Here is a 21,488-nt window from a genome sequence, read left to right as displayed (position 1 = left end):
CAACTTGGGATCAGATTCTCATGACTGGTAAAACAACCCTTCGTGGCGCAAAAATTGCAACACAAGCCAGCCAGCAGGGCCCTTATGGGCTAATCGAGGATGGCATCATCGTAATATCAGGTGAGTTTATCGAATGGGTCGGACCCAGACGCGATCTGCCCGATGAATATACCGAGCTTGAGGCCGAGGATCTGAACGGACGCCTTGTGACGCCCGGTTTGATCGACTGCCACACCCATGTTGTATTTGGCGGCGACCGCGCCCAAGAGTTTGAAATGCGCCTGAATGGTGCAAGCTATGAACAGGTTGCGCGCGCCGGAGGCGGTATTAACGCAACCGTTCAAGCGACACGGGCCGCCAGCCTGGAAGAGCTGATAGAAAGTGCATTGCCCCGCGTCGACGCGATGATCCAAGAGGGCATGACCACTATCGAAATCAAGTCCGGCTATGGGCTAGAACAACAGACAGAGCTGAACATGCTGCGCGCCGCGCGCGAAATTGGAAAACGTCGCCCGGTTTCTGTTCAAACCACATATCTGGGCGCCCACGCGACTCCGCCAGAGTACAAGGGGCGCGATGACGCCTATATCGACGAGGTCGTCATTCCGACCTTGCGGGCCGCCCATATAGAAGGGCTGGTCGATGCGGTTGACGGATTCTGCGAAGGGATCGCCTTTCAGCCCAAACAGATCGCCCGTGTCTTTGACGCCGCCGCTGCGCTTGGCCTTCCGCTTAAACTGCATGCCGAGCAGCTTTCTAATCTGGGCGGGGCGCAGCTTGCCGCCTCCTATGGCGCATTGTCTGCGGATCATATCGAGTATCTTGACGAAGACGGCGTGATCACCATGGCCCAGGCGGGAACAGCGGGCGTAATCCTGCCCGGTGCGTTCTATACTCTGCGCGAAACGCGTCAGCCTCCGATTGAGTTTCTGCGCAAACACGATGTCCCAATGGCACTGGCAACCGATTGCAATCCGGGATCATCCCCCCTGACATCTCTTCTTCTGACCATGAATATGGGCTGCACCCTGTTCCGCATGACGCCAGAGGAAACACTTGCGGGCGTAACCTGTAACGCAGCGCGTGCCCTTGGTTTGAGTGATCGCGGTATGATCGCAGCGGGTCAGCGGGCCGATCTGGCGGTCTGGAATGTGGGCCGTCCGGCCGAGCTTTCTTATCGTATCGGGTTCAACCCGCTTCACAAACGCATCTTTGGAGGTCAAGCGTGACAACTCTCACTCTGGCGCCCGGGCAGGCTACTCTGCCTCAGCTTGAAACCATCTATTGGGATGAAGCCTCGGTCATACTTGATCCGACGTGTCGTCCTGCGGTCGAGGCGGCCGCAAAACGGATCGCTATCGCCGCTGCGGGTGATGTACCGGTTTATGGCGTCAACACGGGTTTTGGCAAATTGGCCAGTCTCAAGATCAAATCTGAAGACACCGCCACTTTGCAGCGAAATCTGATCCTCAGCCATTGCTGCGGCGTAGGAAACGCGATGCCCCGCCGGATGGTTCGGCTTATGATGTCTCTTAAGCTATTGAGTTTTGGCCGTGGCGCATCTGGCGTCCGCTGGCAACTGATCAAGCTTATGCAAGACATGCTGGAAAAAGGCGTCACCCCTGTTGTTCCAAATCAGGGATCGGTTGGCGCGTCAGGCGATCTGGCACCTCTTTCACATATGACCGCAGTAGTGATCGGTGAGGGAGAGGCGGAATATAAAGGCGAAATTCTTCCGGGCGCCGAGGCGCTTGCAAAGGCTGGCCTGTCCCCGATCGAGCTTGGCCCCAAGGAAGGTTTGGCCTTTATCAATGGCACACAGTTTTCAACGGCCTATGCGCTTGCCGGTCTGTTCGAAGTCTGGCGTGCTGTGCGCAATGCGCTTGTCATCTCGGCCATGTCCACCGATGCCATCATGGGTTCAACGGCTCCGCTGCAGCCCGAAATCCATGCGCTGCGAGGACATCGTGGCCAGATCGAAGCGGCAGGTTCGATGCGTGAGATACTGGCGCAATCCGAAATTCGAGAAAGCCACCGGGATGATGATACACGTGTTCAGGATCCCTATTGCATCCGCTGTCAGCCGCAGGTGACTGGTGCGGCGATGGATGTCCTGCGACAGGCCGCACAGACCCTTTTGATCGAAGCGAATGCTGCAACAGACAACCCACTTGTGCTGACCGAAGCGGATATGATCGTGTCCGGTGGTAATTTTCACGCGGAACCCGTTGGGTTCGCTGCTGACATGATTGCGCTGGCATTGTCCGAGATTGGCGCGATCAGTCAACGGCGTATTGCTCTGATGGTCGATCCAACGCTCAGCTTCGATCTTCCGCCCTTCCTGACACCTGAACCCGGATTGAATTCCGGCCTGATGATTGCCGAGGTGACGACAGCCGCTTTGATGAGCGAGAACAAGCATCTGGCCAACCCATGTGTCACCGATTCAACACCCACCTCCGCCAATCAGGAAGATCACGTCTCGATGGCAGCGCATGGTGCGCGGCGGCTGGCCCGCATGGTCGAAAACCTCAACCATATCCTTGGGGTCGAGTTGCTCTGTGCCGCGCGTGGCATCGAATTCCGCGCACCCCTCCAGACGAGCCCGTTGCTGCAACAGGCCATCGCACGGCTGCGCGAGGATGTTTCGAGCCTGCAAGAGGATCGCTATATGGCGCCCGACCTGAAAGCGGCAAAGGAATTAGTCGCTTCGGGTGCGTTGCTGAACGCACTGAACGCCTCTTTGCCGGGCCTTACCTGATGGCGGTCTTTGCCATGATGGCGCGCGACCGCAGCCGAGACACATGATTGAAAACTTCAATGCCCTTGCCCTGTCGGGCTCCATCCAATCTGAAGGGAATGACCGATGAGCGATCCTCGTAAGAACAGCCGGGACATCTATCCGCCAACCGGGACCGAACTGAATGCCAAAAGCTGGTTGACCGAAGCACCACTGCGGATGCTGATGAACAACCTGCATCCCGACGTGGCAGAAAACCCGCACGAGCTGGTAGTATATGGCGGCATAGGCCGGGCCGCGCGAACCTGGAAGGATTTCGACCTGATCGTCGACAGCCTGAAAGATCTGGAAGCGGACGAAACCCTGGTCGTGCAATCGGGAAAGCCCGTCGCCATCGTGAAAACCCACAAGGACGCACCGCGCGTGCTGATTGCCAACTCGAACTTGGTGCCGCATTGGGCGAATTGGGATCACTTCAACGAGTTGGATAAGAAAGGTCTGGCGATGTATGGCCAGATGACTGCGGGTTCCTGGATTTACATCGGGTCGCAGGGCATCGTCCAAGGCACCTATGAGACCTTCATGGAAGCAGGACGCCAGCACTATAGTGGCAGTCTGAAAGGCCGTTGGATCCTGACCGGGGGTCTGGGTGGTATGGGCGGTGCTCAGCCACTGGCTGCTGTGATGGCGGGTGCCTGCTGTCTGGCCGTGGAGTGCGACGAGAAATCCGCCGATTTCCGACTGCGCACGCGCTATGTCGACGAGAAAACCCACAGCCTGGACGAGGCGCTGGATATGATCGAGCGTTGGACCAAAGCGGGCGAAGCCAAATCCGTGGCGCTGATCGGCAATGCCGCCGATATCTTCCCCGAGATCCACAAGCGCGGCGTCAAGCCCGACATCGTCACCGATCAGACCAGCGCGCATGACCCGATCAATGGGTACCTGCCTCAAGGTTGGACCGTAGCCGAGTGGCGATCCAAGGCTGAAACCGCTCCGAAGGAAGTGGAAAAGGCAGCCCGCGCCTCGATGAAGGTGCAGGTCGCGGCGATGGTTGCCTTTCACAATGATGGTGTTCCAACCGTCGATTACGGCAACAACATCCGGCAAATGGCGCTTGAGGAAGGTCTGGAAGACGCCTTCGCCTTCCCGGGCTTTGTGCCTGCCTATATCCGTCCGCTATTCTGCCGTGGCATTGGCCCGTTCCGCTGGGCGGCCTTGTCGGGGGACCCCGAGGACATCTACAAGACCGATCAAAAGGTCAAGGAACTGCTGCCCGATAACACGCATCTGCACAACTGGCTGGATATGGCGCGCGAACGGATCGCATTCCAAGGCCTTCCTGCGCGTATTTGCTGGGTTGGTCTGGGTGACCGACATCGCCTGGGTCTGGCGTTTAACGAGATGGTCAGAACGGGCGAGCTAAGCGCGCCGGTAGTCATTGGTCGTGACCATCTGGATTCCGGTTCAGTCGCCTCGCCCAACCGCGAGACCGAAGCGATGAAGGACGGGTCTGACGCGGTCTCGGACTGGCCTCTGCTAAATGCACTGGTCAACACCGCCTCGGGCGCGACTTGGGTATCTCTGCACCATGGCGGCGGCGTTGGCATGGGCTTTTCCCAGCATGCGGGTGTGGTGATCTGCGCCGACGGCACCGATGATGCTGCCAAACGCCTGGAGCGCGTTTTGTGGAACGACCCTGCCTCGGGCGTGTGGCGTCACGCCGATGCGGGTTATGACCTGGCCAAGGATTGCGCTCGTGAACACGGGCTGCGCCTGCCTGGAATTCTGGGAAACTAAGTTTGGATCAAGCGGAACAGATCCCGGCCATTCATTTGTGAAGGCCGGGATTGAACGATCACCAAACACCGTGCGCGCCGGTTGCTTTTGGAAACGGTGATCTAATGGACAAAGCACAGCGTATTGAACGCGCGTCTCCAGGCTGAAACCTCGGAGGCAATCGGCGCGCCTTGCAGACCTTGTTTGATCAACCCCGCCAGACGATCCGCATCGCCTGCGGTCATCCCCCAGCGGACAAGCTCGGGCGTGCCAATTCGCAGACCGTTCATATCACCTTCAACCGCCGCCACAGGCAGACCGATGCCACAGGCAAGGAACCCACTTTGGCGCAAGGCTTTTGAGGCCGCCTGCCCGCCCCCAAAGGGCTCAGCCAGCACAGCGAACTGGTGAGAGTTGGTAAAGCCCTCGGCCCCAGCGAACACAGGCACATTTTGTGCATCCAAAGCCGCAGCCAATGCCTGCGCCATAGCGATCATCTCATTCGCATAGGCCGCGCCAAAGTCTTTCCAGTCCAGCATCGTGACCGCAAGTGCGGCAGTTTTCGCCGCATCAAAATTGGCCGTCATGCCGGGAAAGGCGATAGCGTCCAGCGTTTTGGCGATTTCTGCATCATTCGAAACGATCAGCCCACCTGCAGGGCCACCAAGGCTTTTATAGGTGCTCATCGTCATGAAATGCGCGCCCTCGGCCAGCGGGTTGGACCAGGCGCGCCCGGCAATAATGCCGCATTGATGGGCCGCATCGAACATGACCTTGGCCCCGACCTCATCGGCGATGGACCGCACTTCGGACACGGGATGCTCGAACAGGTTCAGGCTGCCACCAATCGTAATCAGCTTGGGCCGCTCGGCCCGTGCCAGCGCCCGCAGTTGGTCCAGGTCAACGGTATAGCCATCGGCATTCACCGGCGCCTCAATCGTGCGCAAGCCGTATAAGCCGGCGCAGCCATCGGCATGATGCGTCACATGCCCGCCAATGGATGCGGGCGGCGCAATGATTGTTTCGCCCGGTTTGCAGGTGGCCATAAAGCCATAGAGGTTGGCAATCGCACCAGAAGGCACACGAACCTCGGCGAATTTGGCATCGAACACATCCGCGCAAAGCTGGGCCGCGATCACTTCGATTTCCTCGATCGCTTCCAGTCCCATTTCGTATTTGTCGCCGGGATACCCCAAAGAGGGGCGCGACCCGATGCCAGAGGATAACAGCGCTTCGGCTTTCGGGTTCATCACATTGGTCGCAGGGTTGAGGTTAAAGCACTCTTCCTCATGGATCACTCGGTTCTGCTCGGCCAGCTGCTCAATACGGGCCAGCAAATCGGCAGACGTTGCGGACGCCGTCGTGGCCGCTATGTCCTGAATCAGGGTTTCACTGGTGCTCGGCACCCAATCTCGTTGTGCAAGCGTCATTGGACGTCCTCCGTTTTGCAGCATGGTGGCAGCCATTCCGTGACAGCGCAAAGCAGATTTGCTATTTCTTGGCGTAGAAAAACTAAGGCTTGAAATGAGTGTCATGCCCAAACGCCCGAAAGGGCCCCCGCTGAATGCAATGCGCGCCTTTGAAGCTGCCGCACGTCATGTCAGCTTTGTTGCCGCCGCTGAGGAATTGAGCGTCACGCCCGGAGCGATTTCGCAGCACATCAAGACACTGGAGGGCTGGGCAGGTACCGCGCTGTTTCGGCGCAATGCGCAGGGGGTGGAACTGACCAAGGCCGGGGCTTCTCTGGTGGCTGAATTTTCTGCGGCCTTCGACGGGCTGGCCGAGGCGACGCGTGCCCTCCGCAACCTCAAACCTAACGCCGATTTTCATATCGCCGCCTTGCCATCTGTTGCGCAGCTTTGGCTACCGAAACGGCTAAGCCGGGTCAGGGCGCAGTTTCCGCATATCAATTTTTCGGTGACCGCGATGGAAAACCCACCCAGTCTTGATCGGGAATTGTTCGATCTGGCCATATTCATTGGCGAACCCAATGCTGGGCCCGAGCAGATTTGCATTTGCCCCGATCTCATCTCTCCGGTCGGCGCGCCTAGCCTGCTTGAACGTATGAACCACTTTGGCGACGCCGTCCTTCTGCATGACCAGACCTGGAACGACGATTGGACAATCTGGTCACAGAACACGGGAATTGAACTGCAGGATGCTCAGACCGGGCCGCAGTTTTCTCTGTACAGCCTGGCCGTGGAGGAAGCGAAGGCAGGTGCGGGTATTCTAATGGGGCATCTATGTTTGCTTGAGGATGCCCTGGCAAGCGGCGCTCTTAAGTCTGCAAGCGAATACACCTGCCCAACGGGCCGCTTTCTGTTCGTCCAGATACCTGGCGCAACGCGGCAAAGGCTCGAAACGCAACAGGTCGTGGCATTGCTGAACGAAGATAGTGCCTAACAACCGGCCTTTTCTGCGGGCTTTAGATCCAATCGCATGAAGGCGCTGTTGGGGTCGGCCTCATAGCCGTAGATCGGGCCGCAATAGGAATAGCCCAGCGCTTCATACAGCCTGCGCGCGGCGTCGTAGTAGGACAGATGATCGGCGCCCGTCTCAAGAACCAGCGCCGAGGTCCCTTCGACCCGTGCGTGATCAGCAAGATGGGTCATCATCACTCGCGCCAGACCGCGGCCACGTGCGGTGGCAAGGATATGCACGGATTTGACTTCGGCGGTCCCATCCGGCAGCGCCTTGAGCGCGCCGCAGCCCAGCACCTTGTTACCCTCATACAAAGCCCAGAACCGCATTCCGGGCCCGGCCAAGGCACTGGCTTCCATCGTGTGATTGCTCTCGGCTGGCCCGGCGGTTTCGCTATGGGCAAAATGCGCCTCGACCACTGGGCGCAATGCGTCGGAGGTTGGGTCAGTCTCGCGAATGTCGATCATTTAGTGCGTCCAGGGTGCGCGCCGATCGGTGGCAAAATTCTCGCCATAACCGCGCGCGCGCAGGTTCGGCTTGCGTTTATGCGGTTCACTGACCTGTGCGTCGATACCGTTGTCCTTGGCGTAATCCAGCGCCTCTTCCTTGGTGTCAAAATTCAGACGCACCTGGGTCTGGGTGTCACTGGAAGACGTCCAGCCCATCAACGGATCAACCTCGCGCGTGGATGCTGGGGCATATTCCAACACCCAATGCCGGGTCTTGGCCGTACCCGATGTCATCGCATTCCGCGAAGGCTGGTAGATCCGTGCGCGCATGTCGCCTCTCCGTACTCACTTGGCTGAGGTTGTTTATGCGTCAGAGCGAGGCCTGGGACAAGGTGGCAAATGTCGCGGAGGACAAGGATGTTCTGATGACGAAAACTGTCATTAGGGGAATGGTATAATCACTCAAACGCCACAACAAGGACAGCAAGATGATCCACCACGAACGCAGCCTCGACATTGATACCCGACCCGAAGATATCTGGGCCATTCTGAGCCGGTTCATGCATATCGACGATTTCGCCCCGCAGGTGACTTCAGTAGATGCGCTAACACAAGGTGCGGATGGGGTGGGATCGAAACGACGATGCCATTTTGAAAATGGGACGTCTCTGGTCGAAGAAGTCACGGATTGGCAAATCAACCGGGGCTACCGTGTCCGCTTGTCTGAGATGTCTGCAATGCCTCTGACCCAAGCACATGCAGCAATCGTCGTTGAACCCCTTGCCAACAACCAATCCAGAGTAGTCTGGAGCATGGATTATCAAATGAAGTTTGGTCCATTGGGATGGCTTATCGGGCAGACTGTGCTGAAAGCGATGATGGGGCGTGTCCTGGGTGACAACCTGAAAGCGCTTGAAGAAAAGGTGCGTTCGGATCAAATTCCGGATCATCGGTTTGCGTATTACTGAAACTGCCGTTTCTATCTCGGATCAGGTCTTGCAGTTGGACAAAATAAGAACAAATGTAGGGGCCTGACCCGGAGCCTGCCCATGCCTTACGCCCATTCCGACAAGACTCAGCTGACTGCTGATGACGTCCGCGCCCGCCTGAAACTGGAAGGCGGTAAAGAATTCGTCATGCATACAGAGTTCTCACCGGCAGGCGACCAGCCCACCGCGATCAAAGAGCTGACCAACGGTATCTTCGACGGCGAAAGAGAACAGGTTCTGCTGGGCGCGACCGGTACGGGCAAGACCTTCACAATGGCCAAGGTGATCGAGGAAACCCAGCGCCCGGCCATCATCCTTGCGCCCAACAAAACGCTCGCGGCACAGCTCTATGGCGAATTCAAAGGCTTCTTCCCGGAAAACTCGGTCGAGTATTTCGTGTCCTACTACGACTATTACCAGCCCGAGGCTTATGTCGCACGGTCGGATACCTATATCGAGAAAGAATCCCAGATCAACGAACAGATCGACCGGATGCGCCACTCGGCCACGCGGGCGCTGTTGGAACGCGATGACGTGATCATCGTCGCCTCAGTGTCGTGCATCTACGGTATCGGCTCGGTCGAAACCTATGGGGCGATGACGCAGGACCTGAAGGTCGGCGGTGAATACAACCAGCGCCAGATCATGGCCGATCTGGTCGCCCAGCAATACCGCCGAAATGATCAGGCATTCCAACGGGGCTCGTTCCGAGTGCGGGGGGACAGCCTGGAAATCTGGCCCGCCCACCTTGAGGATCGCGCTTGGAAATTCTCGTTCTTCGGTGAGGAATTGGAAACCATCACCGAGTTCGACCCGCTGACCGGTGAACGCGCCGCGAATATGGAACAGGTGCGGGTTTACGCCAACTCGCACTACGTGACGCCGAAGCCAACGATGAACCAAGCGATCATCGGCATTAAAAAGGAACTACGTATCCGGCTGGACCAGCTGGTCGGCGAGGGCAAGCTGCTGGAAGCCCAACGGCTGGAACAGCGCACCAACTTCGATCTGGAAATGCTTGAGGCCACTGGCGTCTGCAACGGGATCGAAAACTACTCACGCTATTTGACCGGCCGCGCACCGGGTGAGCCGCCGCCAACCCTATTCGAGTTCATCCCCGACAATGCCATCGTGTTTGCTGACGAATCCCATGTCAGCGTGCCGCAGATCGGCGGCATGTACCGGGGCGACTATCGACGCAAATTCACGCTGGCCGAACACGGGTTCCGCCTGCCCTCCTGCATGGACAACCGCCCCCTCAAGTTTGAGGAATGGGACGCCATGCGCCCGCAATCCGTCTTTGTCTCGGCAACCCCGGCCAAGTGGGAGATTGAACAGACCGGCGGTGTCTTCACCGAACAGGTGATCCGCCCCACCGGGCTCTTGGACCCCGAGGTCGAAATCCGCCCTGTCGGCATGCAGGTCGACGATCTGCTGGACGAGGTGCGCAAGGTCGCCGCCGACGGTTATCGCACGCTGGTCACAACGTTGACCAAACGCATGGCCGAGGATTTGACCGAATACATGCACGAACAGGGCATCAGGGTCCGTTACATGCACTCGGATATCGACACACTGGAACGCATCGAGATTCTGCGCGACCTGCGTCTGGGCGCGTTCGACGTGCTGATCGGTATCAACCTGCTGCGCGAGGGGCTCGACATCCCTGAATGTGGGCTGGTCGCCATTCTGGACGCCGACAAAGAAGGCTTCCTGCGATCCGAAACCTCACTGGTCCAGACCATTGGCCGCGCCGCGCGCAACGCCGACGGGCGGGTGATCATGTATGCCGACAAGATCACCGGTTCCATGGAGCGCGCCCTGAACGAGACCAACCGCCGCCGCGCCAAGCAGATGGCCTATAACGAGGAACACGGCATCACACCCGCAACGGTGAAGAAAAATGTCGAGGACGTTCTGGCCGGTCTCTACAAAGGCGACGTCGACATGAACCGCGTCACCGCCACCATCGACAAACCGATGCACGGCGCGAATCTTGAGGCGCATCTGGACGGGCTGCGCGACAAGATGCGCAAAGCTGCCGAGAATCTGGAATTCGAAGAGGCCGCCAATATTAGGGACGAGATCAAACGCCTGGAAGCAGTCGATCTGGCCATCGCCGACGACCCCATGGCGCGCCAATGGGCGGTCGAGAAAGCCTCGGAAGACGCGGTGAAATCGCGTGGACGGTCAACGGCTGGCAAGCCGGGGCAAAGGGGTGGGAATGTGAAGCGGAGGAAGCGGTAGGCATGCCCGCAACTGAAAGTTGCAATACGACAAAAACCGATAGATGATCGTCGCCAATTGAACTTCTGGAGATCATTGATTTGCCGATTGTTATTCTCATCCTGACCGCTATTGGCGGCGCAATATGGTGGTGGATTCGCAACAACCCGAGAGAAGCGCTCAACACGGCGCAAGACGTTGCGACAACCATCAGGAATGCGCCCAGAAGACTGGCTTTTCGAAGTGTCGCCAACGCCCATCCTGTCGAGGGGATCGACGATGATCGCATTGCAATCTGTGCAATATCTCAGGCTTTTATTGAGCTGGATGACCTGCCCACTTCTGAGCAACGTCAACAGCTCCACGTTCTTTTGCGCACGAAACTGCGCTGTTCTGAGGAAGAAGCAAAGGAAATGGAAGTTCTTGGCCGCTGGTTGATGACACAGTGCAACGGCCCCAGCGATGCGGTACCAAGACTGGGGCGTCGTCTGAGAAAAATTGGCTCTGGGCAATCTTGGGACCGTTTGCAGGAAGTGTTGACGCCGTTGGCCGGAGACCAGCTTTCCCGATCTCAGATAGGGGCAATCGAGGACCTCAAACTTGCTCTTAAAGTAAGCTGATCGTTGAGTCCGCCTTCGATCATATGTCGTCTCCGGGGCAGAGTTGGCCCCTGTTTGCGCGACTATGAAGGGGTCCGCTTCGGTAGCGTCTTCACCAACGGCACCAAAGGGAAGCTTCTCTTTCTGCTTTTTTCATTGCTACTCACATTCTTTGAACCCGGTTATTGGGCCCATCCGCGCGCTCCATATGTTTTGGTAGGTTTTCTCCTACTGCTTTTTGCACGCGAGCTGTTGAGCCTGATCGCTATTGCTTTCGCCCGGGTCATTTACCGCTCGCAAAGCTAGTTTTGAGCGAGCGCGTGATGGAATTTACAGACACTTCAAACTTGCAGCCCAGCGCGCACTCCTCCACGTTTGAAATCACAAATTGTGAGGCCAAACGGTTGCCATGACGAACTCGTGTACCCTGCCCGGCACGCATTAGGTCCAATGCGCCTTTCACCGGGTGAAGGGCATGCGCTTTGCGCTGGCCGAAGGTCGGGCACGTGCCCTCGGACAAAAGGGGCGGGGATGTCCCCGCCCAAACCGTTACCCCTTATCCCAGTGCGCGACCACGTCATAGCCGACGGGGGTCGGCGGGCTTTCCATGAACTCGGCGAAATGGCCCCACAGCTCGGCCACTTTGGGTGCGTTTGCGTTCGAGGTCGCCTCGCTTTCAACAACCGAGATCACATAGCCCGACCCGTCCTCGTTCATCACATTGGTAAAGCTGTGCATGCCGGGCATGCCCATGATTTCTGATTTCAATGCGTTCATTTTCGCCGTCGCCATCTCACGCGTGCCGGGCTTCATCTTGAATTGAGTAATACGTGCGAACATGATCTTCCTCCCTCGTCCGGCGATATCGCCATGTGGCGCGGTCGGAACGACCCCGCCGCACGCAACCTAGCACGGCAGCCCGAAATCTCACATTGATACGCGTGATTTGTGGCCATTTTCAACCATACGCCTCACTGTATTTGGGCCACTGACACGCCAGAGTTGCTGCCCAGTGCGGAAGGCTCGACATCTGAATTCACATATTGTGATTCCACAGCCGCAGCCAGATCGAACCCGAACTACCAAAGCGCTGTTCACCGTGTTTGCGGCCTGTGCTAATTGCCGGCCTGTGACAAGCCAGCTTTCAGCTTCTCCAGCGTATTCAAAAGGCGGTCTAGGTCAGGTTCGTCCAGCCCGGTATCGGCGATCATGCAGGCGGTGATCTCATGCGCCACAGACCGCAATGCCGATCCCGCCCCGGTCAGAGAAACAACAACCTGGCGTTCGTCCTCTTTGCTACGGGTTCGGTCGACAAGCCCGTCGGCCTCAAGGCGTTTCAGCAGCGGGGTCAGCGTACTGGTTTCCATCGACAACGCGTTGGCCAACTCACTGACATTTCGCCGGTCTCTCTGCCACAGCAGAGTCAGGGTGATGTATTGCGGATAGGTCAGCCCTAGCGGGCCGAGGTGTCTCTTATAAGCGCGGTTGATCACATGCCATGACGTATAGACCGCATGGCAAAACATCTCGTCGGTCTTCGGTTGGGTCGGAGAATCTGTCACGGCAGCACCTTCGCTCGCTTATATCGTGCACGATATAATTCATTGACCCACACCCACAAGGTTGTTTATATCGTGATCGATATTATCGTGCACGATATAGGAGGCAGCACATGTCCTGGCTACCAACGCTCATCACCGAGACACCCGAGGAGGGATTTGACCTGGCAATCAAACTATCACGGATGGCGGTTAAGAAGACGCAGCCCAATGACGAGATCCGTCAGCGCCTGAGGCCGATCTACGAAAACGATGCGGACAGCCTGACTATGGTGTCGCATGTCGTGGCGACAAATTACCAGACCGTGGCGGCGGCGAACAACTATTGGCGCAAGTGAGTAAAGGTGAAATGGGCTGGGTGGTGGATGGGATGACCCATTCCTATACGCCCAGTTCCGCCCGCATCTTCTTGGTCAGCTTGGCCACGACCAGATCATAGGACGTCACGATATGCTCGCGCAGCGACGTGTCGCTCATCCCGCGGTCCTCATAGACCTGCAGCCATTTCATCCCGCGCGAGGCCAGATATGGCGCAGGGCGAATTCCGGGTTCGTCGCTCAGCACCTCAAAGGCCAGTTCAGTGGCTTTGAAGGTGAAGGCGGCCTGACCGTCGTTCCAGCCGCAGATCGCAAACACCTTGCCCCCCACTTTCCACACGTCTGCATTGCCCCATTGAACCACATGAGAGCTGGCCTTCAGGCCCGCGCAGAAACTGTTGAACTCTGCTCGCGTCATCGGCTCAGCCTCTTTGTTCCGAAGTCCTTACCCACCTGTCAGGGCCTCACGAATTTGGCATTGCCAACGCGTTTTTGAGGGGCAGCGCTTTGTTCTGCATTCGGGGCAATCACTCCACAGGCCACACCATCCTGATCGGGATCGTTTTGCAGGTGATAGCCCGGCTCGCCCTCCAGAAACGGACCAGGAAGAACTGAGAGCGCAGCACCACATCCGGCAAGAGCAACAAGATGTAAAACCGCCTCATCACGCTCGAATTCGGAAGTGCGCAACCAGACGCTCAGGGCAATGATGCCTGTCGTCAGCGGCAACATGAGGACCATCAGCAGAATCCGCACCGGTGACAATGCGCGCCGGCGCAGAGCTTCGGCGCGTTGAACACGTTTGGCCGATTTCGGATCCGTGAACAGCGCCTTTGGAGTGGTCTTTTCTGGCTGCATTCCCGATCAATACACCAGTATCCGTGGGATGCCGATACCTAAGGGACAAACATATCTGTGAAACTCTGTCACGATGCAGGACGCTCTACGAGCCTGGGCCAAGCAAACAAGACAGACCGCCAAATTCTTGGCTGCTCGCTTGTGATCTGGCAGAGACCTAACGCACCACGTGCACTGAGCATGCAGCGTGGCGGACAACATGGGTAGCGGTGGAGCCCAAAAGCAGGTCCTGCATACCTGGTCGATGAGACGCGATGATGATCAGATCCGGCTTATTCACGTCGGCCCAGTCAAGGATCGTCCGACCGGAATGCCCCTCGACAACGACTCCGCGGGCGCCCGAAATATTTTCCGCCAGCGCATCCAACTCGGCCTGAACGGCCTTGCGCGCATCGTCCAGATACCCGACCGGCATATAAGCGCTGGCATAGGCCGGTATATGTTCGACCACGTGCAGCAGCGTGACCTGTGACTCGGGTGCTGCCAACAGTTGCGCCAGTTTCAATGCAGACGGCATATCACGCGCGTCGTCGAATGATATTGGTACAAGAATATTGTGATACATGGCACGCGCCTCCTTGGTTGCTCAAGTATACTGGTCGATTACCAGACGCGTGACCTTGATCCAGGTCAGGATCAGTTGAAGGTTTCCGCAACATCGTACATGACGGGCTCAAAACTCTTGCACAACTCGTTGATTTTACGGTTTCTATCACGCATTTCTGACGTACGCAGCATGGCCAGAAAATCCTCGCGACGCTCCCATTGGGAATAATTGGCAATCCGGGTCTGGGCGTCATTCACGTGCAATCCCGCTGCAACAAATCCAGGTTGCTTTGAGATGAAGCTGGCATAGGCATCCGTCAACGCCTCGAGCAGATCCTGGCAGGTGCCAGGCGTCATTTCAAATGTCGTGATTACGGTCTGCACAGTAGCGTTTTTGGAAATCTTTGGCATCTTGAAACTCCCTTGTCTGTCTCAAACCTAACACAGGATTCTGAAAGGTCTTGTGTTTCCTTTTGGCCTAGGCGCGCTCTTTTCAATTCGAAAAATGAACAAAACACTAACACTCCGTTAACCATGCTGACGGAAGCTGCAAGCATGTATCGCATTGCCCTGATATTGCACCTGTTGCTGATGGCCTCTCCTGCCTTGTCAGGTGCATGGCTGCGAGAAAAGGATGCAGCATTCACAGCCGCCTCACTGACAGCTTTTCGGCTCCCTGAGGATGGGTACGACTATAAAACCTCTCTCTATGCGGAATGGGGATACAGCCAGAACCTGACGGTCGGCTTTGATTTCGAACAAAACCAAGACCTCTATGGCCATGCACTCATCTTTGCCCGTGTCCCAGTAGCGGATTTGGGCCAATGGGGTCGGTTCGCTGCTGAATTTGGTGCCGGTGCATATCACAAACAAGAACGGGCCTGGGCACAGTACAAAGTGACGCTGTCTTACGGCAAAGGATTCCAGAGTGCCTTGGGAAGCGGTTGGATCGCGATTGATGCCGCCATCGAAAACCGAACACATGATGACATCTATCGAAAGCTCGACCTGACAACAGGGCTTTCATCGGACAGGTTGATCAATCCCCTTATCCAAATCGAAACGGCCTACAGGTCTGGGCACTCGATATATTGGAAGGCACGCCCCTCGGTCATGATCCGAACCAAAGACAGTTCTACTACCTGGATTCTGGGGGTGGAAAGAAACGATGCCCGCAAAAACACGGGCATCAAACTGGCTTTGTGGAACGAATTCTAAGTCCAATCCGTTCCTACATTAATTCAGGCAGACGCCCGCACCGTCAGCGCTCCATCCTCAGGATTGCTGAAACCTCGCCCTTCAGACCCTCAGGCCAGCGTAACTGGATATCAGATCCATCCACCCCGTGCTCCAGCAGGACATAGGGGTGCGAATATTTGGTTGACCCAAGCGCTGTCTTCAAAGGTCCCAGAACGGTAACCGAGTCACAACTGCGCGCCTTGCCACCAAAGGGCAACCGATCCCCAGAAGACACCGTCCAAGCCGTTGCAGCGGTGTTCTGTGCGTGCCGTACCCTCAGTGGATTTGCGGTTTTAGCAGTCACACCATGGAACGTATTGTTTTCAAACGTCACGTTCAAATGGGCTGTGTTGTTCAGATCAGCGAATGTCGTGTCCACGCGTTCGGCCCGGTCGATCCCACCGTTGATGGACCGGAATTTGTTCCCCGTCACGACAACGCCGTTCAGGAAATGCCCGGCGCCATAGGGACGAATGACAATGCTGCTGAACCAGGGTGCGACCTCGTTCGAGTAGAAGATATTGTCGGTAATGCTCATGGCGCTGAATGAGAAGCCAGCGGTGTAAACAGGGTCTGAATCCCGCTCATTTGTCCATTCGACAAAACAGTTATCGACATAGTTCTCGGCGATGGTCGAGCTGTTGTAAGTTCCGATCATGACCAATCCGGCCGAGCGCACCCCCTGAGCGATGCTGTCTCCCTGGAAAAAATGGTTACCCAGGACCATGTTGTTGGTCCCTGCCAGCACCGCAAAATGCAGGAAACGAACCGCGCGATTGTGGCGCAACTTGATGTCATTGGCCGTTGAGTTCAACGCAATCGACTTGCGATCCGGGACGTCAAAGGACTCTTCAGAAGACAGGAACTGACAATTATCGACCAACATGCCCTGACACCCTGTACCGATCGAGGTGATACCGCGATCCAAAGGTCGGCTGATAAAACAGTTCGTTATGGCAAATGTGCTGCCTGACGGCGCAAGGCGGATTGCGCTACAGCGGCCATTGCATTGAAACTCGATCTCTTCCATTCCGAACTTGCGCAACGTGCTGAAACCGCTGAAATCGAGCAGATATTTGAAAGACAAAAAGGTGAACGTTTGCGTCCCGGATGCGTTATAGATCGGGGCGTTCAAAGTGATCTCTCCCGCCCCCTCATCCTTGGACCGGACATAGATCTCGCGGCCAACGCCGCTGCCCTGCACCAGCGAGCCGACAGGAATGTTGGCCACATTCGCAACATTGGTCAAACGCGTTGGGTCCGACAGGCTGTAGGTTGCCAGAGATGTGAATGTCTCGGTGCCCCATGCCGAACTGCTTTGAACATCGAACTGGCCATTGCGGATGATCCGCCGTGTAGAAAACCCTGTCTGTTTGTTGGGAACCGCCGCCGCCATATCAATCGGCTCGCTCACCGAAATCTTGCGTCCGCCCAAATCCAGCGATTCATGATCCGAGTTGTTCAGCAAAGCCTGAAAGGCCTTTTTGAACGCCAGATCTTCGGCGCCGAAGGCGGTGATATAGGCTGGCAGGTTAAAATCCTTGGTCAGCAAGAGCATCTTGTCATCGGGCATCGTGACCGTGCCCTCAAATTCAATCTCAGACGAGATCGTCGTGTTCTCCGTCAAAAGGTAAGTGCCATTCGAGACAAAAACACGCCGCCCATTCGCCGCCTGATCAGCCGCGACAAACGCATCCGTGTCATCTGCCACGCCATCGCCCACGGCCCCAAAATCGCGCACATCGACCAGAGAGATCATGTCGCGCAGGAACACATTGGTAACATCCGTGATTTCGATGTCGTCAACCCGGACCACAGCCCCGTTGGTGCCCTCAATATCCAACCCGAAATGCCCGTACAGGGTGGAAACACCCCAGGGCATATCCACGCCCATCCGTTGCCCCGCGCCAACAATCGCAGTGATTTCATGCACGGTGCCGTACCCGGACAGCTGTGTTGCCGGGCCCTGTTCGACCACGCCCGGCACCTGAACATCACCTGCACCACCCGCCCAAGCGGCGATACGAACCTCGGGCAAGGGGCCGCTAACCGCTTTTATCCGGGCTTTGATCTGTAAGTAGCACCCCGGCAGCAGCGGTGTCTGGCCCATATAGCGCAGCTGTTGTGTTGCGTTTACCTTCAGGATTTCCAGACATCCGCCAAAATCCGCATCGGCCGGGACATATACGCCGTTCCCCGATCCGTCATAGGTTGGCGAACCCGGAGTACCATCGCCGCTCGACCACACGTTCAGACCGGATGCGAAAACAGGCGGCATGAATACGATGCCGTCAGTGATTGCCTTATTCATAGAAATCCCTTTCCCAATCGCGCTGCGGTCAGTCGCCGTGCGCATAAACCCAGTGCCCAGGGCCACGCACCCCGAACGCAAAAGTCTGAGTATCGAAAAGGAATTAACCGCCGTTCATATCACCGTGACGGTGGTGTTGCGTTACGCCGCCGGATCCGAATTGCCCAAAAGCTGCACGCCATTGATTTTCCAGCCCTCTTCCTGAGGGATCATCTCGTAGTCCAGAATGTGAATCTGCCCGTCGCCATCCGTGATCATCACCTTCTGCCACAACGCCCCTGAAATTTCGCGAAGTTCCAGAAACCGTACGTCCGCAGGCCGCCAGACCATCGGATAGCCACGCCGGACCATCACCCCGAAATTCTCAGGCGTTCCGAAAAGGCGCTGGATAGTGGGGCTGGCAAATGTAAAGGCGGTTGCGAAATCATCCACCATGAACGCCTGTATCTGCCCCGCGATATTCGCCTCGATCTCGGCGTTTTGGGCAAAGGCACCGGATGCCAGTCCGGCGCTTATAGATACAGCAAGCATAAAACGACGCATGGGGCCACCTCCTGATTGAAGGATAGTCCCACGCGCGATCAGGTCAAATCAGACCAGCTCTCCGGCCAGCGCCTTGTCGATCAAGGCGACTGTTTCCGGCACGCCATAAAGCGCGATGAACCCACCAAATCGCGGCCCCTGGGATGCGCCCAACAACACCTCGTAGAGCGCGGTGAACCAGCCCCGCATAGGGTCAAACCGCTCGCGCCCGACAGAGTAGACCACCGATTGCAGCGCCTCATCCTCGATCGGTCCGTCATATGCCGCCAGCTCTGCTTTCAACGCCTCCAGCGCTTCGCGCTCTTGATCCGTCGGCGCCCGGTGCTGGCGGGTGGGTTTGACGAAATCGTTAAAGTAGCGGACCGCAAAGCCCGCCGCCTGATCCAGATCAGGATGCGTCTCAGCCGTGGCCTCAGGCGCATAGCGACGGATGAACCCCCACAGCGCCTCTTTGTCCTCGGCCCCGGAAACCGAAGCAAGATTCAGCAACATCGCAAAGGGCACCATCAGCGTCGTTTCAGGAACCTCCCCACCGTGGATATGCCACACCGGATTGTTCAACTGCGCCTTCAGCTCCTGCCCCGGATAGGCCCGCAGTTGCTGATGATATTCATCATAGGCCTTGGGGATCACATCAAAATGCATGCGCTTGGCGGTCTTGGGCTTTTGATACATAAAATACGCAAGACTCTCAGTCGGTGCATAGGTCAGCCATTCGTCGATCGAGACGCCATTGCCCGAAGATTTCGAAATCTTCTGACCGTTCTCATCCAAAAACAGCTCATAACTGAAATGCTCTGGCGCACGGCCACCCAACGCCCGGCAGATCGCGTCATAGATCTTTTCGTTGGTGGCATGTTCCTTGCCGTACATTTCAAAATCGACGCCCAGAGCGGCCCAGCGCGCACCGAAATCCGGCTTCCACTGCAGCTTTACGTTGCCCCCCGTGACTGGCAGCGTCCATTCCTTGCCGTCGTCGTCATCAAAGGTGACGGTATAGGTCTCGGCGCAGACCTTTTTCATCGGCACGTACAGAACCCGACCTGTTTCGGGGTGGATCGGCAGGAAGATCGAATAGGTCTGCTGCCGCTCTTCTCGCAGGCTTTTCAACATGATGGCCATTACGGCATCATAGTTGTCGACCGCCCGCTTCAGAATCTCGTCAAACTGACCCGAGCGATAAAAGTCGCGCGCCGAATAGAAATCATACTCGAACCCAAAAGTGTCGAGGAACCGGCGTAACATTGCGTTGTTGTATTCGCCAAAGCTTGGGTATTCGCCGAACGGATCAGGGACCGAAGTCAGAGGACGCTGCAAATGCTCTTCAAGCGCTTCGGGATTCGGCACGTTGCCGGGCACTTTGCGCATACCGTCCAAATCGTCCGAGAAACAGATCAGCTTGGTCGGAATATCCGACAGCGCCTCAAACGCACGCTTGACCATGGTGGTCCGCGCCACTTCGCCAAATGTCCCGATATGCGGCAAGCCGGACGGGCCATAGCCCGTCTCGAATAACACATACCCCTTGTCCGGAGCCCCTTTCTGATAGCGTTTGAGCAACCGGCGCGCCTCTTCAAAAGGCCAGGCCTTGGACGACATCGCGGTTTCACGCAGTTCAGACATTTTCTTTAAGCTCCATCGGGAAAACAGCGTCGGCTTTCGTTTGCCGCCGACCGACCCCTCCTATTGTGCCGGTGCAGCATGAGTCAATAAAGCAAGCTGTTTTTCCTGTCTGGAAACTGGCCTCAGACGACTAACTGATCCAACTTGGCCGCCCAGATGAAATCATTCTCACTAAGGCCGTCAATTTCGTGGGTCGTCAGCTGAACATCCACATATCCCCATCCAAATCTGATGTCGGGATGATGCCCTTGCTGATCGGCCAGCCAGGCGCAAAGGTTTGCCAGATAGGTCGCCTTGGCAAAGCCTTTGAATTTGAAATGACGGCTGAGAGTTTTTGCATCCGCATCCAGCGACCAATCGGAGGTCAACTGGGCCAGATGCGCGCTTGCCGCATCACGGTTCAAAGCTGGAATGCCGCCGGAACAAGGGGCACAGGTCCGATCCGATAGGGTGCAGGTTTGTTCTGATGTGGTCATGTCCAGCTTACTCCGCCGCTGTTGCCTTTTCGGGAAACTTATTCGGCAACAGGCCCAGTGATTGCGCCTTATGCACATCCGCCAGCAAATCCCGATCGGCGGCAGCAAACAGTTCCTCGGGGTCGTCCAGCACGAAATAGCCCATCTGGTGCATATCAATCCGGTAGGGCGTGCGCAGGATCGTCAGAACGTCAAAGGGATCCCGGTCGGGTATCTCACTTTCGACTGCATAGACAAGCTCGGTCGGGGAGGAGGCAAGCCCCGATCCCAGCGCCTTGATCGCGCCGTCTTGCCTCCGCAGGCCAAATTCGATCGAGAACCAATACAGCCGGATCAACCAAGCATAGTCCTTTTCACCGGCCTGCACCCCCGCCAATCCGATAGCGTGGCTAAAAGAGGCAAATCGCGGATCGCTCAACAACGGAGTATGGCCGAAAATTTCATGAAAGATGTCCGGTTCCTCGATATAATCGAAATCCTCGCGGGACCGGATGAACGAGGCCGCCGGGAAAACCCGGTCGGCCAACATACCAAAGAAAGTCTTGAACCCGATCAGTGCGGGTACAGGCTGCACTTTCCAGCCTGTCATATCCAGAAGCCTCTCAGAAATATCAGCGCATGATGGAACACGGGTTTTCGGAAGCTCCAGCCGGTCCAGCCCCGCAAGATAATCACGCGCCATATAGCGCTGTACGTTCTCTTGCTGAGCGGCATAAAGATCAGCCCAGACAGCATCCTCTTCGTCGGTATATGTGATGTGACCATTGGCATTGGCCACCTTGGCGACGTATTTTGTCGACTTTGGCATGGAAG

The 21,488-nt window shown here is 56.8% G+C and carries 24 protein-coding genes; 10 read left to right on the top strand and 14 right to left on the bottom strand.

Features of this window, described 5'->3' with window-relative positions; translation table 11 throughout:
* Positions 1-20: 20 nt before the first annotated feature.
* The 3 genes from hutI (at position 21) to hutU (ending at position 4,540) form a co-directional block, all read left to right on the top strand.
* Positions 21-1,229, top strand: coding sequence for an imidazolonepropionase (gene hutI, locus AC2FHX_RS07005; RefSeq protein ID WP_496700799.1), 1,209 nt, complete (start codon positions 21-23; stop codon positions 1,227-1,229).
* Complete coding sequence (gene hutH, locus AC2FHX_RS07000; protein WP_496700801.1) at positions 1,226-2,761, top strand: histidine ammonia-lyase; 1,536 nt, start codon at positions 1,226-1,228, stop codon at positions 2,759-2,761. The genes hutI and hutH overlap by 4 nt, the downstream gene beginning before the upstream one ends.
* Before the next feature lie 105 nt (positions 2,762-2,866).
* Positions 2,867-4,540 carry a urocanate hydratase gene (hutU, locus tag AC2FHX_RS06995; RefSeq protein WP_496700803.1) on the top strand — a complete coding sequence of 558 codons (1,674 nt, stop codon included), beginning with the start codon at positions 2,867-2,869 and terminating at the stop codon, positions 4,538-4,540.
* 101 nt (positions 4,541-4,641) lie between these two features.
* Here the strand turns inward: hutU and glyA are convergent, their stop codons facing one another.
* Positions 4,642-5,949, bottom strand: coding sequence for a serine hydroxymethyltransferase (gene glyA, locus AC2FHX_RS06990; RefSeq protein WP_496700805.1), 1,308 nt, complete (start codon positions 5,947-5,949; stop codon positions 4,642-4,644).
* Between the two features lie 103 nt (positions 5,950-6,052).
* On the opposite strand from glyA, the gene AC2FHX_RS06985 reads away from it, so the two are divergent.
* Positions 6,053-6,922, top strand: a complete 870-nt coding sequence (locus tag AC2FHX_RS06985; protein WP_496700807.1) for a LysR family transcriptional regulator — start codon at positions 6,053-6,055, stop codon at positions 6,920-6,922.
* Here the strand turns inward: AC2FHX_RS06985 and AC2FHX_RS06980 are convergent.
* Both AC2FHX_RS06980 and AC2FHX_RS06975 read right to left on the bottom strand, forming a co-directional pair.
* Positions 6,919-7,407: a GNAT family N-acetyltransferase gene (locus tag AC2FHX_RS06980; protein ID WP_496700809.1), complete on the bottom strand. Its 489-nt coding sequence runs from the start codon at positions 7,405-7,407 to the stop codon at positions 6,919-6,921. The two genes, AC2FHX_RS06985 and AC2FHX_RS06980, sit on opposite strands and share 4 nt — an antisense overlap.
* Entirely contained in the window at positions 7,408-7,719 is a 312-nt protein-coding gene (locus tag AC2FHX_RS06975) for an ETC complex I subunit (RefSeq protein WP_142635668.1), read from the bottom strand.
* Positions 7,720-7,877: 158 nt separating this feature from the next.
* On the opposite strand from AC2FHX_RS06975, the gene AC2FHX_RS06970 reads away from it, so the two are divergent.
* The 4 genes from AC2FHX_RS06970 (at position 7,878) to AC2FHX_RS06955 (ending at position 11,509) form a co-directional block, all read left to right on the top strand.
* Entirely contained in the window at positions 7,878-8,357 is a 480-nt protein-coding gene (locus AC2FHX_RS06970) for an SRPBCC family protein (protein ID WP_496700810.1), read from the top strand.
* An 81-nt stretch (positions 8,358-8,438) separates the two neighbouring features.
* Positions 8,439-10,625 (top strand): excinuclease ABC subunit UvrB, encoded by a 2,187-nt coding sequence (uvrB, locus tag AC2FHX_RS06965; RefSeq protein ID WP_281972493.1) that lies wholly within the window; start codon positions 8,439-8,441, stop codon positions 10,623-10,625.
* A gap of 80 nt (positions 10,626-10,705) precedes the next feature.
* Positions 10,706-11,224, top strand: a complete 519-nt coding sequence (locus AC2FHX_RS06960) for a hypothetical protein (protein WP_271948309.1) — start codon at positions 10,706-10,708, stop codon at positions 11,222-11,224.
* Positions 11,225-11,278: 54 nt separating this feature from the next.
* A complete protein-coding gene (locus AC2FHX_RS06955) occupies positions 11,279-11,509 on the top strand; it encodes a hypothetical protein (RefSeq protein WP_271948311.1) in 231 nt (76 codons plus the stop codon).
* 243 nt (positions 11,510-11,752) lie between these two features.
* On the opposite strand, the gene AC2FHX_RS06950 is transcribed toward AC2FHX_RS06955, so the two are convergent.
* Together AC2FHX_RS06950 and AC2FHX_RS06945 are read right to left on the bottom strand one after the other, a co-directional pair.
* Entirely contained in the window at positions 11,753-12,043 is a 291-nt protein-coding gene (locus tag AC2FHX_RS06950) for a hypothetical protein (RefSeq protein WP_282021601.1), read from the bottom strand.
* Between the two features lie 275 nt (positions 12,044-12,318).
* The gene (locus AC2FHX_RS06945) at positions 12,319-12,765 is read right to left on the bottom strand and encodes a MarR family winged helix-turn-helix transcriptional regulator (protein WP_271948315.1); all 447 of its coding nucleotides are present in this window, start codon (positions 12,763-12,765) and stop codon (positions 12,319-12,321) included.
* 110 nt (positions 12,766-12,875) lie between these two features.
* Here AC2FHX_RS06945 and AC2FHX_RS06940 point away from each other — a divergent pair, with 110 nt between their 5' ends.
* The gene (locus tag AC2FHX_RS06940; RefSeq protein ID WP_142635660.1) at positions 12,876-13,100 is read left to right on the top strand and encodes a hexameric tyrosine-coordinated heme protein; all 225 of its coding nucleotides are present in this window, start codon (positions 12,876-12,878) and stop codon (positions 13,098-13,100) included.
* Between the two features lie 43 nt (positions 13,101-13,143).
* Here the strand turns inward: AC2FHX_RS06940 and AC2FHX_RS06935 are convergent, their stop codons facing one another.
* From AC2FHX_RS06935 to AC2FHX_RS06920, 4 genes are all read right to left on the bottom strand, one after another.
* On the bottom strand, positions 13,144-13,497 hold the full coding sequence (locus tag AC2FHX_RS06935; protein ID WP_496700813.1) for an MmcQ/YjbR family DNA-binding protein: 354 nt from the start codon (positions 13,495-13,497) through the stop codon (positions 13,144-13,146).
* A gap of 38 nt (positions 13,498-13,535) precedes the next feature.
* On the bottom strand, positions 13,536-13,937 hold the full coding sequence (locus AC2FHX_RS06930; RefSeq protein ID WP_246097187.1) for an excalibur calcium-binding domain-containing protein: 402 nt from the start codon (positions 13,935-13,937) through the stop codon (positions 13,536-13,538).
* A gap of 157 nt (positions 13,938-14,094) precedes the next feature.
* A complete protein-coding gene (locus AC2FHX_RS06925; protein WP_281972496.1) occupies positions 14,095-14,502 on the bottom strand; it encodes a universal stress protein in 408 nt (135 codons plus the stop codon).
* A gap of 71 nt (positions 14,503-14,573) precedes the next feature.
* Complete coding sequence (locus AC2FHX_RS06920; protein WP_142635654.1) at positions 14,574-14,894, bottom strand: antibiotic biosynthesis monooxygenase family protein; 321 nt, start codon at positions 14,892-14,894, stop codon at positions 14,574-14,576.
* Positions 14,895-15,017: 123 nt separating this feature from the next.
* Between AC2FHX_RS06920 and AC2FHX_RS06915 the strand changes: the two genes are divergently transcribed.
* On the top strand, positions 15,018-15,701 hold the full coding sequence (locus tag AC2FHX_RS06915) for a hypothetical protein (RefSeq protein ID WP_496700816.1): 684 nt from the start codon (positions 15,018-15,020) through the stop codon (positions 15,699-15,701).
* Positions 15,702-15,744: 43 nt separating this feature from the next.
* Here the strand turns inward: AC2FHX_RS06915 and AC2FHX_RS06910 are convergent, their stop codons facing one another.
* The 5 genes from AC2FHX_RS06910 to phhA form a co-directional block, all read right to left on the bottom strand.
* Entirely contained in the window at positions 15,745-18,033 is a 2,289-nt protein-coding gene (locus AC2FHX_RS06910; protein WP_496700818.1) for a glycosyl hydrolase family 28-related protein, read from the bottom strand.
* 141 nt (positions 18,034-18,174) lie between these two features.
* Positions 18,175-18,576 carry a DUF4864 domain-containing protein gene (locus AC2FHX_RS06905; RefSeq protein ID WP_142635650.1) on the bottom strand — a complete coding sequence of 134 codons (402 nt, stop codon included), beginning with the start codon at positions 18,574-18,576 and terminating at the stop codon, positions 18,175-18,177.
* A gap of 48 nt (positions 18,577-18,624) precedes the next feature.
* Positions 18,625-20,199, bottom strand: coding sequence for a lysine--tRNA ligase (locus AC2FHX_RS06900; RefSeq protein ID WP_142635648.1), 1,575 nt, complete (start codon positions 20,197-20,199; stop codon positions 18,625-18,627).
* A gap of 122 nt (positions 20,200-20,321) precedes the next feature.
* Positions 20,322-20,675: a 4a-hydroxytetrahydrobiopterin dehydratase gene (locus tag AC2FHX_RS06895; RefSeq protein WP_142635646.1), complete on the bottom strand. Its 354-nt coding sequence runs from the start codon at positions 20,673-20,675 to the stop codon at positions 20,322-20,324.
* A 7-nt stretch (positions 20,676-20,682) separates the two neighbouring features.
* Complete coding sequence (gene phhA / locus AC2FHX_RS06890; protein WP_496700821.1) at positions 20,683-21,483, bottom strand: phenylalanine 4-monooxygenase; 801 nt, start codon at positions 21,481-21,483, stop codon at positions 20,683-20,685.
* Between the last annotated feature and the right edge of the window lie 5 nt (positions 21,484-21,488).

Source organism: Ruegeria sp. CDSC042 (assembly GCF_059610745.1).
The sequence above is the reverse complement of the archived record's forward strand: the minus strand, read 5'-3'. Positions and strand labels throughout refer to the sequence as shown.

What these genes read in the sequence shown, in the direction of transcription:
- AC2FHX_RS06985 (WP_496700807.1), top strand. Translation starts at nt 6,053, where the DNA reads ATGCCCAAACGCCCGAAAGGGCCCCCGCTGAATGCAATGCGCGCCTTT.
- AC2FHX_RS06895 (WP_142635646.1), bottom strand. Translation starts at nt 20,675, where the DNA reads ATGACCACATCAGAACAAACCTGCACCCTATCGGATCGGACCTGTGCC.
- glyA (WP_496700805.1), bottom strand. Translation starts at nt 5,949, where the DNA reads ATGACGCTTGCACAACGAGATTGGGTGCCGAGCACCAGTGAAACCCTG.
- uvrB (WP_281972493.1), top strand. Translation starts at nt 8,439, where the DNA reads ATGCCTTACGCCCATTCCGACAAGACTCAGCTGACTGCTGATGACGTC.
- AC2FHX_RS06930 (WP_246097187.1), bottom strand. Translation starts at nt 13,937, where the DNA reads ATGCAGCCAGAAAAGACCACTCCAAAGGCGCTGTTCACGGATCCGAAA.
- AC2FHX_RS06925 (WP_281972496.1), bottom strand. Translation starts at nt 14,502, where the DNA reads ATGTATCACAATATTCTTGTACCAATATCATTCGACGACGCGCGTGAT.
- hutI (WP_496700799.1), top strand. Translation starts at nt 21, where the DNA reads ATGACTGGTAAAACAACCCTTCGTGGCGCAAAAATTGCAACACAAGCC.
- AC2FHX_RS06950 (WP_282021601.1), bottom strand. Translation starts at nt 12,043, where the DNA reads ATGTTCGCACGTATTACTCAATTCAAGATGAAGCCCGGCACGCGTGAG.
- AC2FHX_RS06975 (WP_142635668.1), bottom strand. Translation starts at nt 7,719, where the DNA reads ATGCGCGCACGGATCTACCAGCCTTCGCGGAATGCGATGACATCGGGT.
- AC2FHX_RS06905 (WP_142635650.1), bottom strand. Translation starts at nt 18,576, where the DNA reads ATGCGTCGTTTTATGCTTGCTGTATCTATAAGCGCCGGACTGGCATCC.
- AC2FHX_RS06970 (WP_496700810.1), top strand. Translation starts at nt 7,878, where the DNA reads ATGATCCACCACGAACGCAGCCTCGACATTGATACCCGACCCGAAGAT.
- phhA (WP_496700821.1), bottom strand. Translation starts at nt 21,483, where the DNA reads ATGCCAAAGTCGACAAAATACGTCGCCAAGGTGGCCAATGCCAATGGT.
- hutU (WP_496700803.1), top strand. Translation starts at nt 2,867, where the DNA reads ATGAGCGATCCTCGTAAGAACAGCCGGGACATCTATCCGCCAACCGGG.
- AC2FHX_RS06915 (WP_496700816.1), top strand. Translation starts at nt 15,018, where the DNA reads ATGCTGACGGAAGCTGCAAGCATGTATCGCATTGCCCTGATATTGCAC.
- AC2FHX_RS06910 (WP_496700818.1), bottom strand. Translation starts at nt 18,033, where the DNA reads ATGAATAAGGCAATCACTGACGGCATCGTATTCATGCCGCCTGTTTTC.
- AC2FHX_RS06900 (WP_142635648.1), bottom strand. Translation starts at nt 20,199, where the DNA reads ATGTCTGAACTGCGTGAAACCGCGATGTCGTCCAAGGCCTGGCCTTTT.
- AC2FHX_RS06980 (WP_496700809.1), bottom strand. Translation starts at nt 7,407, where the DNA reads ATGATCGACATTCGCGAGACTGACCCAACCTCCGACGCATTGCGCCCA.
- AC2FHX_RS06940 (WP_142635660.1), top strand. Translation starts at nt 12,876, where the DNA reads ATGTCCTGGCTACCAACGCTCATCACCGAGACACCCGAGGAGGGATTT.
- AC2FHX_RS06935 (WP_496700813.1), bottom strand. Translation starts at nt 13,497, where the DNA reads ATGACGCGAGCAGAGTTCAACAGTTTCTGCGCGGGCCTGAAGGCCAGC.
- AC2FHX_RS06920 (WP_142635654.1), bottom strand. Translation starts at nt 14,894, where the DNA reads ATGCCAAAGATTTCCAAAAACGCTACTGTGCAGACCGTAATCACGACA.